General features: G+C 73.4%; 10 protein-coding genes. 8 read left to right on the top strand and 2 right to left on the bottom strand.

Annotated elements, in window-relative coordinates; all coding sequences use genetic code 11:
- Positions 1-282: 282 nt before the first annotated feature.
- The 4 genes from hisS to OUQ99_RS05965 all read left to right on the top strand — a co-directional run bounded on the left by hisS (position 283) and on the right by OUQ99_RS05965 (position 8,203).
- Positions 283-1,620 (top strand): histidine--tRNA ligase, encoded by a 1,338-nt coding sequence (gene hisS, locus OUQ99_RS05980; protein ID WP_267948430.1) that lies wholly within the window; start codon positions 283-285, stop codon positions 1,618-1,620.
- Positions 1,621-1,795: 175 nt separating this feature from the next.
- The gene (locus OUQ99_RS05975; RefSeq protein WP_267948429.1) at positions 1,796-4,252 is read left to right on the top strand and encodes an ATP-binding protein; all 2,457 of its coding nucleotides are present in this window, start codon (positions 1,796-1,798) and stop codon (positions 4,250-4,252) included.
- A 165-nt stretch (positions 4,253-4,417) separates the two neighbouring features.
- Positions 4,418-6,955, top strand: a complete 2,538-nt coding sequence (locus tag OUQ99_RS05970; RefSeq protein ID WP_267948428.1) for a LuxR C-terminal-related transcriptional regulator — start codon at positions 4,418-4,420, stop codon at positions 6,953-6,955.
- Between the two features lie 399 nt (positions 6,956-7,354).
- A complete protein-coding gene (locus tag OUQ99_RS05965) occupies positions 7,355-8,203 on the top strand; it encodes an AMP-binding protein (RefSeq protein ID WP_267948427.1) in 849 nt (282 codons plus the stop codon).
- Between the two features lie 83 nt (positions 8,204-8,286).
- Here the strand turns inward: OUQ99_RS05965 and OUQ99_RS05960 are convergent, their stop codons facing one another.
- Positions 8,287-8,847: an ATP-binding protein gene (locus OUQ99_RS05960; RefSeq protein ID WP_267948426.1), complete on the bottom strand. Its 561-nt coding sequence runs from the start codon at positions 8,845-8,847 to the stop codon at positions 8,287-8,289.
- Between the two features lie 863 nt (positions 8,848-9,710).
- On the opposite strand from OUQ99_RS05960, the gene OUQ99_RS05955 reads away from it, so the two are divergent.
- The 4 genes from OUQ99_RS05955 to OUQ99_RS05940 are packed head-to-tail and all read left to right on the top strand — an operon-like array spanning position 9,711 to position 14,851.
- Positions 9,711-11,312, top strand: a complete 1,602-nt coding sequence (locus tag OUQ99_RS05955) for an ABC transporter substrate-binding protein (protein ID WP_267948425.1) — start codon at positions 9,711-9,713, stop codon at positions 11,310-11,312.
- Positions 11,313-11,352: 40 nt separating this feature from the next.
- Entirely contained in the window at positions 11,353-12,288 is a 936-nt protein-coding gene (locus OUQ99_RS05950) for an ABC transporter permease (RefSeq protein WP_267948424.1), read from the top strand.
- Positions 12,285-13,178: an ABC transporter permease gene (locus OUQ99_RS05945; protein WP_267948423.1), complete on the top strand. Its 894-nt coding sequence runs from the start codon at positions 12,285-12,287 to the stop codon at positions 13,176-13,178. The genes OUQ99_RS05950 and OUQ99_RS05945 overlap by 4 nt, the downstream gene beginning before the upstream one ends.
- Entirely contained in the window at positions 13,175-14,851 is a 1,677-nt protein-coding gene (locus tag OUQ99_RS05940; protein WP_267948422.1) for an ABC transporter ATP-binding protein, read from the top strand. The genes OUQ99_RS05945 and OUQ99_RS05940 overlap by 4 nt, the downstream gene beginning before the upstream one ends.
- Before the next feature lie 75 nt (positions 14,852-14,926).
- Here OUQ99_RS05940 and OUQ99_RS05935 read toward each other — a convergent pair whose 3' ends face one another.
- Positions 14,927-16,144, bottom strand: coding sequence for a Bcr/CflA family efflux MFS transporter (locus tag OUQ99_RS05935; protein WP_267948421.1), 1,218 nt, complete (start codon positions 16,142-16,144; stop codon positions 14,927-14,929).
- Positions 16,145-16,212 lie beyond the last annotated feature (68 nt).

The following is a 16,212-nucleotide window of genomic DNA, read 5'->3' as shown; positions in this document are numbered from 1 at the left end:
CGGCGCCCCACCGGCCCACAACCGTCCACGTGGGCCGGTGGCGGCTGGACCGACCCGCGCACGCCCCCGCCCCGCCCACCGCGAGGACCCCTCCGCGAGGGCCCCGCCGCACGGGCCCCGGGGACCCGGCGCGCCCCGGCCGCTCCCGGGACCGCTTCCCCTGGTTGGCCGTAGGATGGGCTCGCCCTCCCCCCGCCGGACCCGCACGCGCGACCCCGCGCCGCCGTCCGGCCGGGGCGAGCCGAACCGACCCGACCCTCCCAAGGGAGCCGAGAAACCCACATGTCCGATCAGCGCGTCGTCCGCCCCACTCCCATCAGCGGTTTCCCCGAGTGGACCCCACAGGTCCGGGCCGTGGAGCAGCGTTGGCTGGACCATATCCGGGCCGGGTTCGAGTCCTTCGGCTTCGCGTCGGTGGAGACCCCCTCGGTGGAGAACCTCGACGTGCTGACCGCCAAGGGCGAGACCTCCCAGGAGGTCTACACCCTGCACCGGCTCCAGGCCGACGCCGAGGACGACTCCGACGCGCGGCTCGGACTGCACTTCGACCTCACCGTGCCCTTCGCCAGGTACGTCGCCCAGCACTTCAACGAGCTGACGTTCCCGTTCAAGCGCTACCAGATGCAGCGCGTCTGGCGGGGCGAGCGGCCCCAGGAGGGGCGCTTCCGCGAGTTCACCCAGTGCGACATCGACGTCATCAACGTCGACTCCGTCCCCCTGCACTTCGACGCCGAGCTCCCCCGCATCGTCCACCGCGTGCTCAGCGGGCTGGACATCCCCGCCTGGACGCTCAACGTCAACAACCGCAAGGTCCTCCAGGGCTTCTACGAGGGCCTCGGGGTCAAGGACCCGGTCGCCGTCATCCGCGCCGTCGACAAGCTCCACAAGATCGGCGACGGCGGCGTGCGGGACATCCTCCTGGCCGAGGGCCTCGGCGGCGAGCAGGCCGACGCCTGCCTCGCCCTGGCCCGCGTCAAGGGGTCCGGCGAGGAGGTCGCCGCCCGGGTGCGGGAGCTCGGGATCTCCTCCGACCTGCTCGACGAGGGGCTCGACGAGCTCGCCTTCGTCATGGGAGACCTCGCCGACCTGCCCGAGGGCGCCGTGGTCGCCGACCTGTCCATCGCCCGCGGCCTGGACTACTACACGGGCACCGTCTACGAGGCCTCCTTCGACGACGACCCCGGGTACGGGAGCATCTGCGCGGGGGGCCGGTACGAGGACCTCGCCGGGCAGTTCATCCGCCGCAGGCTGCCGGGGGTCGGCATCTCCATCGGCCTCACCCGCATCTTCGCCAAGCTCGTCGCCGAGGGGCGGATCACGGAGGGGCGGACCTGTCCCACCGACGTCATGGTCGTGGTCCCCGGCGCCGAGCGCCGACGGGACGCCCTGCTCACCGGCGAACTGCTGCGCTCCCGCGGGTTCAACACCGAGGTCTTCCACTCCACCGCCAAGGTCGGCAAGCAGATCCAGTACGCCGCCAAGAAGGGCATCCCCTTCGTGTGGTTCCCCCCGTTCAACGCCGACGGCGCCCACGAGGTGAAGGACATGGGGTCGGGCGTCCAGGGTCCGGCGGACCCCGGTACCTGGTCCCCCGACTCCGGCGCGGACAGCGCAGGGTAGTCGACCCGTAGCACCCCATCGACCGGCATGGGCGGTTTCCGGCCGCTCATGCCGGAACCGGCCATCAGCGAGACAGCCCGGGGCGGGGGATGCCAGACTTGGAACGGCTTTCTCCGCGTCGACGCGTCCCCGGGCGTGCCCCGCGGGCCGATTCGGAGTCCTACTGATCGAGGCCATGTCTCATCCTCGCCACAACCTGCCCCTGTCCGCCGGCGAGTTCATCAGGTTCGTCGGGCGCGAGCGCGACATCGTCGACCTGAGCCGCCTCCTCAACACCGCCAGGATGGTCACCCTGACCGGAACCGGCGGCATCGGCAAGACGCGCCTCGCCCTCCACCTGGCCGAACGCGTGATGCGCCGGTTCCCCGACGGCGTCCGCTTCATCGACCTCAGCGAGTCCTCCACCCACGACCAGGCACTGCGCACGGTGGCCAAGAGCCTCCAGGCGGTGGAGGACGACGAGCGCACGATGACCGACGCGATCATCACGTCGCTGCGCACCCGCGACCTCCTGCTCCTCCTGGACACCTGCGAGCACGCCGTGGGGCCGATGGCCCGGCTGTGCCAGGCGGTCCTGCGCGACTGCCCCCGGGTACGGATCCTGGTCACCAGCCGCCAGCCCCTGCACGTCCCCCAGGAGAGCATCTGGCGGGTGCCGCCGCTCTCGCTGCCCGCACGGGCCACGCCCACCGACCCCTACGCGGCCGACCCGGCGCCCATCCCCCGTCGCGACACCCAGCGCTACGAGTCGGTGCGCCTGTTCGTCACCCGCGCGCACGCCGCCCGCGCGGGGTTCGAGATGACCAGGGAGAACTCCGGCTACATCGCGGAGATCTGCCGGATGCTCGACGGGATGCCCCTGGCCATCGAACTGGCGGCCGCACGGGTGCGGGTGCTGTCGGTGCAGCAGATCCTGCGCCGCCTGGACGACCGGTTCCAGCTCCTGACCAGTGACGGCTCGGGCGACCTGCCCCCGCGCCAGCGCACCCTGCGCGCGGTCCTGGAGTGGAGCCACGACCTGCTCACCGAACCGGAGCGGCTCCTCCTGCACCGGCTGTCGGTCTTCTCCACCTGGTACCTGGAGGCCGCGGAGGACGTGTGCTCCGGCGAGGGCGTCGACGCCTCCGACATCCTGCCGCTGCACTTCTCCCTCCTGGACAAGTCCCTGGTGGTGGTGGACACCGAGATCGACGGCACCGCGCACTACCGGCTGACCGAGACGGTGCGCGCCTACGCCGCGGAGCGCCTGGCCGAGGACGGGGACCTGGACGCGCGCTGGGAACGCTACCTCCGCTTCTCCGTCACGCGCCTGGAGGAGGGGGCCAAGAGCTTCCGGGCGCCGCTGGCGTGGAGCGAGCGCCTGTCGTACCTGAGGCTGCTCGACCACCACCGGGAGAACCACTCGCGCATGGTGGAGTGGGCGCTCTCCCAGGGGCGCGTGGACGACGCCCTGAGGGTGTGCGTGTCGCTGCGGCCGTACTGGATGGTGCGCGACCTGGCCTCCGAGGGCAGCCGCGTCCTGGAGCGGGTCCTCGCGGCCGACCCGGACGACCAGTCCCCGTCCCTGCGGGCGCGGGCCCTGGCCCTCCAGGCCGAGCTGCGGCTGGAGCTGGACCCCGCTCCGCGCGTGTCCACGCTCGCCCGGTGCGCGCTGGAGGCCGCGCGTGCCTGCCGCGACGCGGGGGCCGCCGCCTCCGCCCTCACGACCACGGCCTCCCTGGCCCTGCGGTCGGGCCGGCCGGACGAGGCGCTGGAGCACGCCGAACGCGCGGGGCGCTGGGCCGAGCGGGTCGACGACCCGATCACCGAGGGGACGACCCTCGGGGTGCTGGCCCAGGCGGCCAGGCGGGGCGGGGAGCCCGACCGGGCCGTGGCCCACCTGGAGCACGGCATCACGCTGGCGGAGGGCCTCGGCGACCGGTGGAGCGTGGCCCGCGGCCTGCACGGGCTGGGCTCGATCGCCGCGGAGCGCCGGGACCTCGCCCGGGCGCGGGACCTGTTCACCGAGGCGCTGGCGGTCTTCGGCGAGCTGGAGGCGGCCCCGGCGACCGCCCGCTGCGCGCGGGACCTGGGCCGCCTGTTCCTGGCGGGGGGCGAGCCCCTCAAGGCGCGGGAGCCGCTGTCCACGTGCCTGCGGGTGAGTTTCACGTCCGGCCGGCGGATCGCGGTCGCCCGCGCGTTGGAGGCCCTGGCCGAGCTCGCGCTCGCCGAGGACGAGGCCGAGAGGGCCGCCGCCCTGGCGGGCGTGGCCGCCGGCCTGCGCACCTCCCTGGACCGTCCCTCGGCCGAGACGCTGCGGCTGCGCTCCTGTGTGGAGCGCCTCGTGGGCGGCGCCCGGACGTCCGAGGCCTGGAACGCGTGGCGGTCGCTGCCCCTGGAGCAGGTGCGCGACCGGGCCCTCGCCTTCCCCCGGCCTCCCGCCCCGAGGGCCTCGGGGCCGGAGTCGCTGACGCCCCGGGAACGGGAGATCGCCGAACTCGCCGAGCGGGGCCTGTCCAACCGCGAGATCGCCGAGCGGTTGACCATCAGTCAGGCCACTGCGGCCAGACATATAGCGAACATCTTCAGAAAACTCTCGATTTCCTCCAGGACGCAGTTGACCGGTTGGGCTGCTTCCCGCGACGGTGGCTGAGAGGGGCCCGATCGCCCGGTAGCACTTGCACAGTGCGCGTGCACCCGCTAAGACAGAAACCCCGACCTCCACCGCACCCCTCGATGACGTCCCCCTTGCCCACCGACCCCTCAGCCCTGGTGAGGAACCCCCCGACCGCCCCTACCTGTGAAGGCCATGGCACCTTTGACCGCGCCAGCGCGGCACAACCTCCCCCGACCGGGCACCGGCTTCGTCGGCCGTGAGCGGGACCTGAGCGACCTGCTCCGCCTGCTCGGCTCCAGCCGGTCCGTCACCCTGTGCGGAACCGACGGCATGGGCAAGACACGGCTGGCCCTGCGCCTGGCCGAGCAGTCGACCGTGTCCTTCCCCGACGGGGTGTGGCTGGCCGACCTCACCGACGCCCACACGACGCTGGAGGTCTACGCGCGGGTGTGCGCCGCGGTCGGCGTGATCGAGGAACCCGGGCAGCCCCTGGCGGCCACGGTGGCCGAGGCGCTGCGCTCCCGGCGCCTCCTGCTGGTGCTGGACTCCTGCGAGCACGTCCCCGACGAGGTGACGGAGGTCGGCGAGGCCCTGCTGGCGGCCTGCCCGGCGCTCTCCATCCTCCTCACCAGCGAGGAGCCCGTCCGGCTGGCGGGCGGGACCGTGTGGCGGATGACCCCGATGGCGCTTCCGGTGGCCGCGCGCAACGCCCCGCCGCCGGACCCCGCCGCGTCCGACGCGGTCCGGCTGTTCCTCGACCGCGCCCGGGCGCGCGACCCCCGCTTCTCCGCCACTCCGCAGGAGACGGAGACCGCGGCCGTGGTCTGCGACCTCACGGGCGGGGTGCCCCTGGGGATCGAGGTGCTCGGGGCGCTCGCGCCCGTCGTCGGGCCCGGCGCGCTCGCCGAGGGCCTGCGCGCCCACCTGGCCTCGCCCGAGTTCCAGCCGGGGCCGGGCCAGGCGATCTCGCGCAGCCAGGTGCTGCCCCTGGTGCTGGACTTCGTGTACGTCCACCTCCCGGAGCCGGAACGGGTGCTCCTGCGGCGCCTGTCGGTGTTCCGGGGCTGGGACCTCGAACTCGCCGAGCAGGTGTGCGCGGACGAGTCCCTGCCCGAGTCGGCCGTCCTGGATCTCCTGACGTCGCTGCTGGACCGCTCGCTGATCACCGTGACCGGTGAGTTCGAGGGCAGGGTCCGCTACAAGCTGCCGGAGGCGGTGCGCCGCTTCGCCGCCGGGCGCCTGGCCGCGGCGGGGGAGGCCGACCTCTACCACGAGCGGCTGCTGGACCGGATGCTCCGCCTGGTCGAGGACCTGGGCCTCAAGCTGGAGTCGAGCCGGCCGATGCCCTGGAGCGAGCGCGACGCCGGCCGTCAGCGGGTGATCGCCGAGTACGACACCCTGCGCTCCCTGCTGGGCTGGACCCTGTCCCGCGGCGCTGCGGAGTCCGGGCTCCGGCTGTGCGTGAGCCTGGTCGCGCACTGGGTGAGCCACCAGTGCCACGCCGAGGGCGCCCACTGGATGGACCGGCTGCTGGAGCTGGAGGAGTCGGACAAGGCGCCCTCGCGGGCGCGGGCCCTGGTCGCCCGGGCCCAGCTCGCGCGCGTGCGCCGCGACCACGGCCTGGCCGTGGCGCTGGGCGAGGAGGGGCTGCGGCTGTGCCGCGAGGCCGGGGACGACGCGTTCGTGCGCACCGCGCTCAACGTGCTGGCCCTGGTGGAGGTGCGCGACCGCGTGTCGGACCAGGCCGCGGTGCGGGTGGAGGAGGCGCTGAGGCTGTGCAGGGAGGCCGGTGACCAGTGGGGCGAGGCGATCGCGCTGGGGACCCGCGCGGCCCTGGTCGCCCAGCAGGGCGACTACCCGACGGCGGACCACCACTACAACGCGGCCCTGACCCTGTTGCGGGGCATCGACCACCGGTGGGGCGTGGGCGTCACGCTCATCGGGCAGGCCCGGGCCGCGGAGGCCAACAACGACCTCATCACCGCCGACCGCTGCTACCGCGAGGCGCTGGACACCCAGCGGATGATCGGAGCGGCGGCGGAGGAGGCGCGCTGCCTGGCCGGGATCGGCCGTGTGGCGCACGCGCAGGGGTCAACGAGCCAGGCCTACGACTACCTGAGCGAGGGGCTGCTCCTCAGCCACTCGACGGGGCAGCGGGCCGAGGCCGCGCGTGCGCTGGTCGCGATCGCGCGGGTGGTGTTCGGCGCCGGGCTGCGGGAACCGGCCTGCCGCCTGGCCGGCGCCGCGACGGGTGTGCGCGGACAGCTGGGCCTGGCGGTGCACGAGGCCCCGTGGCCGTTCACGGACGTGGAGCGGGTCCGCCGGCGCCGCCGCCAGCTGGTGTCGTGGTGGGAGCAGGGCCGCGGGCTGGACCTGTCCGAGGTGGTCCGCGAGGCCGAGCGCCTGGCCGAGGAGGGGCGGCGTGCGCCGGCGCGCCGGCGCACGCCGCCCGCACCGTCCGCCGCACCTCGGGCGCCGGGGCGCGGTCGCGCCCGCCGGCCCCTGGAGGGGCCCGTCCCGGCGCCCGAGTCGGTGACCCCGCAGCAGCGGTTGACCAAGCGGGAGCTGGAGATCGCGCGGCTGGTGAGTTCGGGACGGAGCAACCCCGAGATCGCCCGGACGCTGTTCATCACCCCGTCGACGGCGGCCAGGCACGTCGCCAACATCAACCGCAAGATGGGCTTCCACTCACGCGCGCAGATCACGGCGTGGATGGAGCAGCACAGAGCAGCGGGCTGATCGCCCGGTCTGCCCGCTTACGCCCTCTCTCGTGCGGGCGCTCTCTCCCCTGCGGCCAGAATCTACATATGCATCTGCATAGCAATATGCATGTGCATCTGACTGTGAACGCGCTAGGGTTCAAGCCATGGGACATCACATTCGTGGCACTCTCGTGACACGGTTCCGTGAGTCCCAGAAGCGGCCGTCGGAGCCCGGGCCGAACACCGGGATCCCGGCGGACCGTCAGCCCCGGGAAGGTTCCCGGGGCCGGTGGGGAACCGCGCCGGAGCGGGGTGCGTCCTGGGGAGGGACGTCGCACCGACCGCCCGGGGCCGCGCTTCCGGGCTCGCCACGTGGAGGGGGCGTGACGAGCCCGGAATGCGGCACCACCGCAGGATGGGCCGACTGGGGGTACGTATGGGGGTAGGGCTGTCTTCAGGAACCGGGCGACCGGGACGCCATCTGCCGCGCAGGGACGACCCGATCGGATCCCTGACCGGCGGCCTGTGCGAGCGGCTGCGGCTGCGCTCGTCGCGGCCGGGGACGCTGCGGACCGCCGGACACCGGGTGGACGCGCTCACGTTCGCCGCCACCGTCGAGCAGGCCGCGGCCGGGCTGAGCCGCCGGGGCATGTGCTTCGGCGACGTGGTGGGGGTTCTCGCGCCGGTCTCACCCGACCGGTTCCTGGCCACCTACACGGTGATGGCCGTGGGCGGCCGGGCGCTGCCGCTGTCGACCGCGTCCGACCTGGACACCCAGTGCGCCGTCCTGACCGAGACCGACGCCCGGCTGCTGCTGGTCAGCCCCGAGCTGGCGCAGACGGCCCTCGAACTCGCCGAGCGCTCGCGGGTGCGGCAGATCATCTCCTTCGGCCCGTCCCTGGGGGCGACGCCCTTCGAGGACCTGTTGCAGCCCAGCCCCGACGGCAACGGGTACAGCCCGGCGCGCGGGCTGTTCGACAACGGCATCCTGGGCTACGAGCAGACCAGCGGCGGACTGCTGACCACCCTCTACCCGCACAACGACCTGATGGCCCGCTTCTCCGAGCTGCGGAACCTGCTGCACCTGACCGCCGACGACGTCGTGGCGGTGGACGAGCGGGGCGACGAGGCCACGCGGGTGGCGCTGGTGGCGCTGGCGCTGTGGACGGGGGCCTGCGTGGTGACCGGCGCGGACTGCCCCCCGCCCGAGGGGCGCCAGGTGACCGTGCTCTGCGCGCCCGAGCCGGCGCGGGTCGCCTTCCCGTACCCCGACAGCGCCGACTGAGGACCCCGAAGGGGCGCCGGGGCCGGGTTCCGGCCCCGGTGTGCGGCGTGCGCGCCGCCGGGGGGGCCGGGGGCCGCCCGGGGTCAGTCCCCGGACTCGGTGAGCTCCGCGACCGAGGACTCGCCGTCGAAGGCGGGGACGGGCACGTGGCCGTCCTCGATCTCGAACCAGGCCACGTGCGTGGCCTCGCTCCAGTACTCGCCGCTGCGGGTGGCGCAGCTGTCGACGATGAGCTTGCCCCGGCCGTAGTCGTCGCCGTCCTCCCGCGTGTGGACGCCCTCGCCGTCGCGCTCGCCCTGGTCGGCCACGGCGACGCGCAGGCGTCCGGCGTCGGAGCGGATGAACAGCGTCATGACGCCTCCGCTCTGCCCGGAGCGGGAGTGCAGCAGCGCGTTGGTCGCCAGCTCGCTGACCGACAGCTCGGCGTCGTCCAGTGCGCCCTCGGTGTGGCCCATGCGGGTGAGGAACTCGCGCACGCGCGCGCGGATCGACCGCACCGCGGTGAGGTTCCCGGCACAGCTCCACACCGTGTGGTCGGTGGACCCTCCCGTGAGGTCGCCCGTCTCGAACCCCGGTGTGGTCGGAACCGCGCTCCCCGGTACCTCCGCGGGCACGTATTCCCGGAGTTGCCTCGCCTCAGCCATCCGGTCACTCCAATCACCCGCGACGGGCGCGCGGGTTGCGCCGCCTGCACTCACCTTAGACAAGGGTGTGCTGGGTCCAGAACAGCACACCTGGGTTCACCCCGCCTGGTATTGGCCACAAAACCCCGTCACGTGTCATCCCCGATGAGGACAAAGGAAACAGTCCGGACCCCAGAGTCGGCCATGTGAGGTGTAACACGTTGGCAATGCGCTCGCGGGCGGCCCGTCCCCCCGACACGGACACGACCAGTAACGATATGCGCTCCCGCGCACCGGCCGGGACGCCGCCCGCCGCGGCGCCCGCAGCCGGAGGCGAGCGCGGGAGGCCCCTCCGCCCACAGGCTTCCCGCCGGCACGGGGCGGCCCTCCCCGCCGCGCCCGGACGGGGTGGGCCGGAGGCGGCTCCGGCCGCCCGGCCGGACCGGGACCCCACCCCGGACCGACCGCCTTCCTCTGAACAGACATATGGCTACATAAGCCAACAAAACGGAAATTGCTCGCACTAAACACCACGGTTTCGCTTCCCCGCGACATCGATTGGAACACAACCCGGACGCCCCCCGGAGCGTCGTTCGCCGCGAACCGGCGGTGGGCGCCATGCGCACACCGCCGCTCGGAGCGCACACCGAACGGCGCGGAAACCCGCAGGCCAGAGCTGGTTCCGGCGGGACGCCCCTCTCTCTCCGCCGTTACGGCCCCGCAACACGGCGTTCACGGCCCGCACCGCCTCCGACCTCGTTTGACGCTCCGTGAAGGGCGAACAAGTATCGATCAGGTCCGATGCCGGGCCGCGCCCCTCCCCGGGCGCCGCCCCTCCCCGGCCCCGAACGCCCTGCGGTTCCCGTCCCCACACGAGGTGTCCCTTGTCGTCCCTGTCCGAAGGCCCCCGCCCCACCCTTCTCTCCGCCCCCAGCCGTCGCTCCCTCCTCAAGGCCTCCGCCGCCGGCGCCGTCGTCGCCCCGGTCCTGGCCGCCTGCGGAGGGGACTCCGGCTCCGGGGGTTCGGGCGGGGGTGAACCCCAGCGGGGCGGGCGCCTGCGCGTCGGCGTCGCAGGAGGCGGGGTCAACGACACACTGGACGCGCACGACCCCACCGACAACGTGGACATCGCCCGCAACTTCGCGCTCTACGCCGGGCTGCTGCGCTACGCCGCCGACGGCGCCATCGAGAACAACCTGGCCGAGTCCGTCGAGCCCAACGAGGACGCCACGGAGTGGACCGTCGTGCTCAAGGAGGGCCTGACCTTCCACGACGACTCCCCCGTCACCGCGGACTCCGTCGTCTTCTCCCTCCGGCGCATCCTGGACCCCGACAACCCGCTGCGCGGCGCCGGCGACATGGACGGCGTCGACGCCGACGGGCTGGAGGCCCTGGACGGGCGCACGGTGCTCATCCGCTGCACCGAGCCGACGGTCACCCTGCCCGAAGCCCTCGCCGAGTACTACAACTGCGTCGTCCCCGAGGGGTACGACCCCGCCGACCCGGTCGGTTGCGGCCCGTTCCGCAGCGTCGAGTTCGTGGCGGGCGAGTACAGCCTCTTCGAGCGGCACGAGGGCTACCACGAGGAGGGCCTGCCCTACGCGGACGAGCTGGAGATCGTCGACTTCCCCGAGGACGACGCACGCGTCAACGCCCTCAACAGCGGCAGCGTGGACCTCATCACCCAGGTCCCGCACGCGCAGGTGGCCGTGATCGAGGGCAACCCCGACCTCGCCGTCATGGAGTCCGAGACCGGCATGTGGCTGCCGTTCACCATGCGGGTGGACCAGGCCCCCTTCGACGACGTCCGCGTCCGCCAGGCGTTCCGTCTCATCGTGGACCGCCAGGAGATGATCGACCAGGCCCTCGCCGGGTACGGCCAGGTCGGCAACGACATGTACGCGCGGATGGACCCGTCCTACCCGGACGACTTCGAGCAGCGGGAACAGGACATCGCGGAGGCCAGGCGGCTGCTGGCCGAGGCCGGGCACGGGGACGGCCTGGAGGTCGAGCTGGTCACCTCCGACATCAGCGCGGGCGTGGTCGCCGCCGCCGAGGTCTTCCAGGAGCAGGCCCGTGAGGCCGGGGTCACCGTCGAGCTCCGCCGCGTCAACCCCAGCGACTACTGGAACGAGGAGGAGGGTTTCCCCTACGCCTTCGGCCAGGACTTCTGGAGCGCGCGCAACTACATCACCCAGGCCGCGCAGGGCTCGGTGGTGGGAGCCCCCTACAACGAGACCATGTGGGGCGAGAACGAGGAGTGGCTCGGCCACCTGGAGGAGGCCCGCCGCACCGCGGACCCCGACGAGCGCAACGAGCTGATCCGCCGGGCGCAGCGGGTCGAGTACGAGGAGGGCGGCTACATCGTGTGGGGCTTCGTGAACCTCCTCGACGGCCACAGCACCGCCGTGCACGGCCTGGAGCCCGCCGTCTCCGGCCACCCGCTGGGCTCGTACGCGTTCCACCGGGCCTGGCTGGAGCAGTAGCGGCTCCCCGGACCCGACCGACCGCTACCGAAAGCTCACCATGACCCGACTCATCGTCGTCCGCCTCCTCTTCGGCGCGCTGACGCTCTGGGCGGTGTCCCTCGTGGTCTTCGCGGCCACGCAGGCACTGCCCGGCGACGCCGCCCAGATGATCCTGGGCCGTGACGCCACGCCCGAGCGCGTGGAGGCCCTCCGCGACCAGCTCGACCTGCACGAGCCGGTGGCCGTGCAGTACCTCAACTGGCTCCAGGGGATCGTCCAGGGGGACCTGGGCACCTCCTACTCCAACCGGACCGAGGTCACCGAGGTCCTCTCCGGGCCGGTCCTGAGCTCGCTGACCCTGATGGGGCTGGCGGCCCTCGCCGCCACCCCCGTCGCCCTCCTCGTGGGCGCGGTCAGCGCGCTGCGACGGGACCGCGCCTTCGACCACGCCTCGTCCATGGGGACGCTGGTCGTGGCGTCCATCCCCGAGTTCGTGGTCGGCATCCTGCTGATCCTCCTGCTGGGGCCCGGCGGACTCGGCTGGTTCCCGTCCGTGTACTCCCGCGAGGGCGGCCCCGACCAGTGGGTGCTGCCGGTGCTGACACTCGCCTTCGCGGTGGCGCCGCCCATCGTCCGCATGATGCGGGCCACGATGATCGAGGTCCTGGAGAGCGAGTACGTCCAGCAGGCCCGGCTCAAGGGCGTGGACGAGCGCGCGGTCCTGTGGCGGCACGCCGCACCCAACGCCATCGGGCCGGTGGCCCAGGTGGTCGCCCTCCAGCTCGCCTGGCTGGCGGGCGGCGTGGTGGCCGTCGAGTTCCTGTTCAACTTCCCCGGTGTCGGCAAGATCCTCATGGACGCGATCGAGAACCGCGACGTGCCCCTGGTCCAGGCCGTGGTCCTGCTCATCGCCGGCATCTACATCCTCGTCAACCTGATCGCGGACGTGATCGGGCTGGCGGCCAACCCGAAGGTGAGGGTGGCGAACCGATGAGCGCTCCCGTGAACGCGGGCGTGGAGCCCGTGACCGTGGTGCCGCGGGGACGCGGCGCCGGCCTGTTCCGGACGGCCTGGGGGTTCGGCCGGACGAAGGTCGGCGCCGCCCTGACCGGCCTGATCGTCCTGATCGCGGTGGTGGGGCCCTTCGTGGCCCCGTACACACCCACCGAGTTCGTGGCCAGACCGTTCGAGACCGGGGTGGACGGCACGCTGTTCGGCGGTGACAACCGCGGCCGCGACGTGCTGACCCGCTTCCTGTGGGGCGGCTGGACGCTGCTGCTCCTCGCGGGCGCCTCCGCGGCGATCGGCGTGGCGGCGGGGACGGTCGTCGGCGTGGTCGCCGGGTACCGGCGCGGCTGGCTCGACGACGTCCTCATGCGCGTCGGCGACGTGCTGCTCGCCTTCCCCCAGCTGATCGCCGCGCTGCTGGTGATGTCGATCGTGGGCCCGAAGGTGTGGCTGATCGTGGCCGTCATCGCGGTGTCGCACATGCCCCGCGTGGCCCGGGTGATCCGCGAGGCGACGCGCAAGGTCGTCGAGCAGGACTACGTGAAGGCGGCCGAGGCCGTCGGCCTTCCGCGCTGGCGGATCATGGCGGTGGAGATCCTGCCGAACGTGACGAGCCCGCTGCTGGTCGAGCTCGGCCTGCGGCTGACCTACTCCATCGGGGTGGTCGCCGTGCTCGGCTTCCTCGGCATGGGGCTCCAGCCGCCGACGGCGGACTGGGGACTGATGATCAACGAGAACCGGCAGGGCATGGCCGTGCAGCCGTGGGCGGTGGCGCTGCCCGTGGCGGCGATCGCCGTCCTGACGATCGGCGCCAACCTGATCACCGACGGACTGTCCCGTGCGGCGATCGGCATCGACCGAGGGGTGGAGAAGTGACGCGGGACGCCGGACGGGAAGCGGACTCCGGAGGCGGCCGGGACACCGGGGCCGCCGTGCTGTCGGTGGAGGGCCTGACCGTGATCGGCCGTCCCTCGGACGTGGAGATCATCAGCGGCGTCTCGATCACGGTGGCGCGGGGCACGATCCTCGGCCTGGTCGGCGAGTCCGGCTCCGGGAAGACCACCCTGGGCCTGTCGCTGCTGGCGCACTGCAAGCGAGCGACGGAGATCTCCGCGGGACGCGTGGAGGTGGCCGGGAAGGACCTGGCCTCGCTCTCCGAGCGGGGCGTGCGCGAACTGCGCGGACGGGCGGTGGCCTACATCCCCCAGTCGCCCGCCTCGGCGCTCAACCCGGCCCTGCGCCTGCGCACCCAGCTGCGCGAGGCCCTGCACGACGCCTCCCTGTCGGCGGCCGACGCCCAGGCCCGGGTGCGCGAGGTCCTGGGCGAGGTCGCGCTCCCCGACGACGACGGGTTCCTGGCCCGCTACCCCCACCAGCTGTCCGGCGGACAGCAGCAGAGGGTGGCGATCGCGATGGCGTTCGTCGGCCGCCCGGACGTGATCGTGCTGGACGAGCCGACCACCGGCCTGGACGTGACCACGCAGGCGCACGTCCTGGAGACCATCCGCCGGATGACCCGCGACTACGGCACGGCGGGGGTCTACATCAGCCACGACATGGCGGTGGTCGCCGACCTGGCCGACGAGATCGCGGTGATGTACCGGGGCGAGGTCGTCGAGCGGGGGCGCACGGACCGGGTGCTCGCGGACCCGCGCCACTCCTACACCAGGCGCCTGCTGACGGCCGTGCCGCTGCTGCGGACCACGGGCCACGAGGAGGGCGGCGAGCCGGAGGGCGAGCCGCTGCTGAGGGTCGCGGGGCTCGACGCGGGCTACGGGCGCACAAGGGTCCTCGACGGGATCGACGTGTCGGTCCACCGGGGCGAGTGCGTGGCCCTGCTGGGCGAGTCGGGGTCGGGCAAGACGACCCTGTCCCGCTCGGTCGCGGGCCTGCACCGCCAGTACACCGGTGAGGTGGTGTTCGACGGGAGCCCGCTGGCCGCCGGGAGCTACCGGCGCACGGCCGAGCAGAGGCGCCGGGTGCAGTACGTGTTCCAGAACCCCTACGAGGCGCTGAACCCGCGCAGGCGGGTACGCGACCAGATCCTGGGCCCCTACCGCCACCTGGTGGGCAGGCCCCGGGACCCCGGGGCCGTGGTGGCCGAGGCCCTGGAGCGCGCCGCCCTGTCCGCCTCCTACGCCGACCGCTACCCGGAGCAGCTCAGCGGCGGCGAGCGGCAGCGGGTGTGCATCGCCCGCGCGGTGGCCACCCGCCCCGACCTGCTGATCTGCGACGAGATCACGTCGGCGCTGGACGTGTCGGTGCAGGCGGAGATCGTGAAACTGCTGCGCGGGCTCCAGGACGAGGGGATGGCACTGCTGTTCGTCACCCACAACATCGCCCTGGTGTCCAACATCGCGCAGAGGGTGGCCGTGCTCCACCGGGGCGTGATCGTGGAACAGGGACCGGTGGGCCGGGTGATGTCGGCCCCGGAGCACGAGTACACCCGGGCGCTGATCGCGGACACCCCGGACTTCGAGCTGTCCTTCGCGGGGGCCCCCGAGCGGCTGGGCATGGCCGCGCAGGACCGGCCCGTCACCGGGGCGTAGCCGGCTGCGGCCGGCCGTGCGGCCCGCGGGGGACGTCCCCCGCGGGCCGCACGGCCGGGGCGGGGGCGTGCCCCGTCAGGCTCCGACCGCCGGTTGGCGCCTGCGCTCGGCGGTCGTGCCGACCAGGACGAGCAGGCCCAGGGACGCGGTCCCGAACAGGACCGCGCCCATCGGCACGGCGGTGCTCTCGTCCAGTCCGACGAGGGGCGCGGCTCCGGCGCCGATGAGCATCGGCAGCGCGCCGAGCAGCGCGCCCGCGCTTCCCGCCCTTCCCTCCTGCCCCTCCATCGCCAGGGCGAAGGAGCTGGTCAGGATCATGCCCATGCACGTCATGTAGACGAAGATCGGCACCACCAGCGCGGCCAGCGGGCCGCCGAGCAGTGTGGCGGCCAGCAGCACGCCGGTGGCCACGACCGCGGTGACCACGGCGAACCGCAGCAGTGCCGGCTCGGTCACCCGTTCCCCGAGGCGCCCCACCACCGCGCTGCCCAGGATGATGGCGATCCCGTTGACGCCGAACAGGACGCCGAACGCCTGCGGTGAGACCCCGTGGAGGTCCTGGTAGACGAACGGCGTCCCGGCGACGTAGGCGAAGCTGCCGCCGTGGAGCAGGCCCACGATCAGCGCGTACCCCATGAAGGCGCGGTCCCGCAGGAGCGCGGCCATGGTGCGCAGGGAGCCGCCGGGCGAGCTGGGGACGCGGCGCTCCGGGGGCAGCGTCTCGGGGAGCCCGAGCATGACGACCAGGACGATCACGACGCCGAGCAGGGCGAGGAACAGGAAGACCGTCTCCCAGGTCGCGAAGGGCAGTGCGAGGACGGCTCCCCCGGCGACCGGCGCGACCATGGGGGCGACGGCGGTGACGGCCATCAGCAGCGCGAAGAACCTCGTCAGCGCGGGACCGTCGAACACGTCGCGCACGACGGCCCGGGAGAGGACGGTGCCGGCCGAGGCGGTGAACCCCTGGAGGAAGCGGCCCGCCACCAGTGTCGTGATGTCGGGCGCCGCGGCGCACAGCAGCGAGGCCAGGACGAAGAGCAGCAGCGACACGGCGAGGGGGCCGCGACGCCCCCGTGCGTCGCTGACCGGGCCGACGACCACCTGGCCGACCGCGAGCCCGATCAGGCAGCTGGTGAGGCTGAGCTGGACCTGGGAGGCCCCGGCGTCGAGGTCGGCGGCGATCTGCGGGAATCCCGGGAGGTACATGTCGATGTTGAGGGGACCGAGCACCGACAGGAGGCCGAGGAGGAGGGCCAGGCCCAGGCGTGCGCGTCCGGTCGGGTTGTGCCGCATCGTGGCTCTCTCGGGGTCGTGGCGGGGGCGCGCGGGACTTCCGGCGCCGACGCGCCGGAACGGGGCCG

Source organism: Streptomonospora nanhaiensis (assembly GCF_026642255.1).
Lineage (GTDB): Bacteria > Actinomycetota > Actinomycetes > Streptosporangiales > Streptosporangiaceae > Nocardiopsis > Nocardiopsis tropica.
This window is presented reverse-complemented; position numbering and strand designations above follow the sequence as displayed.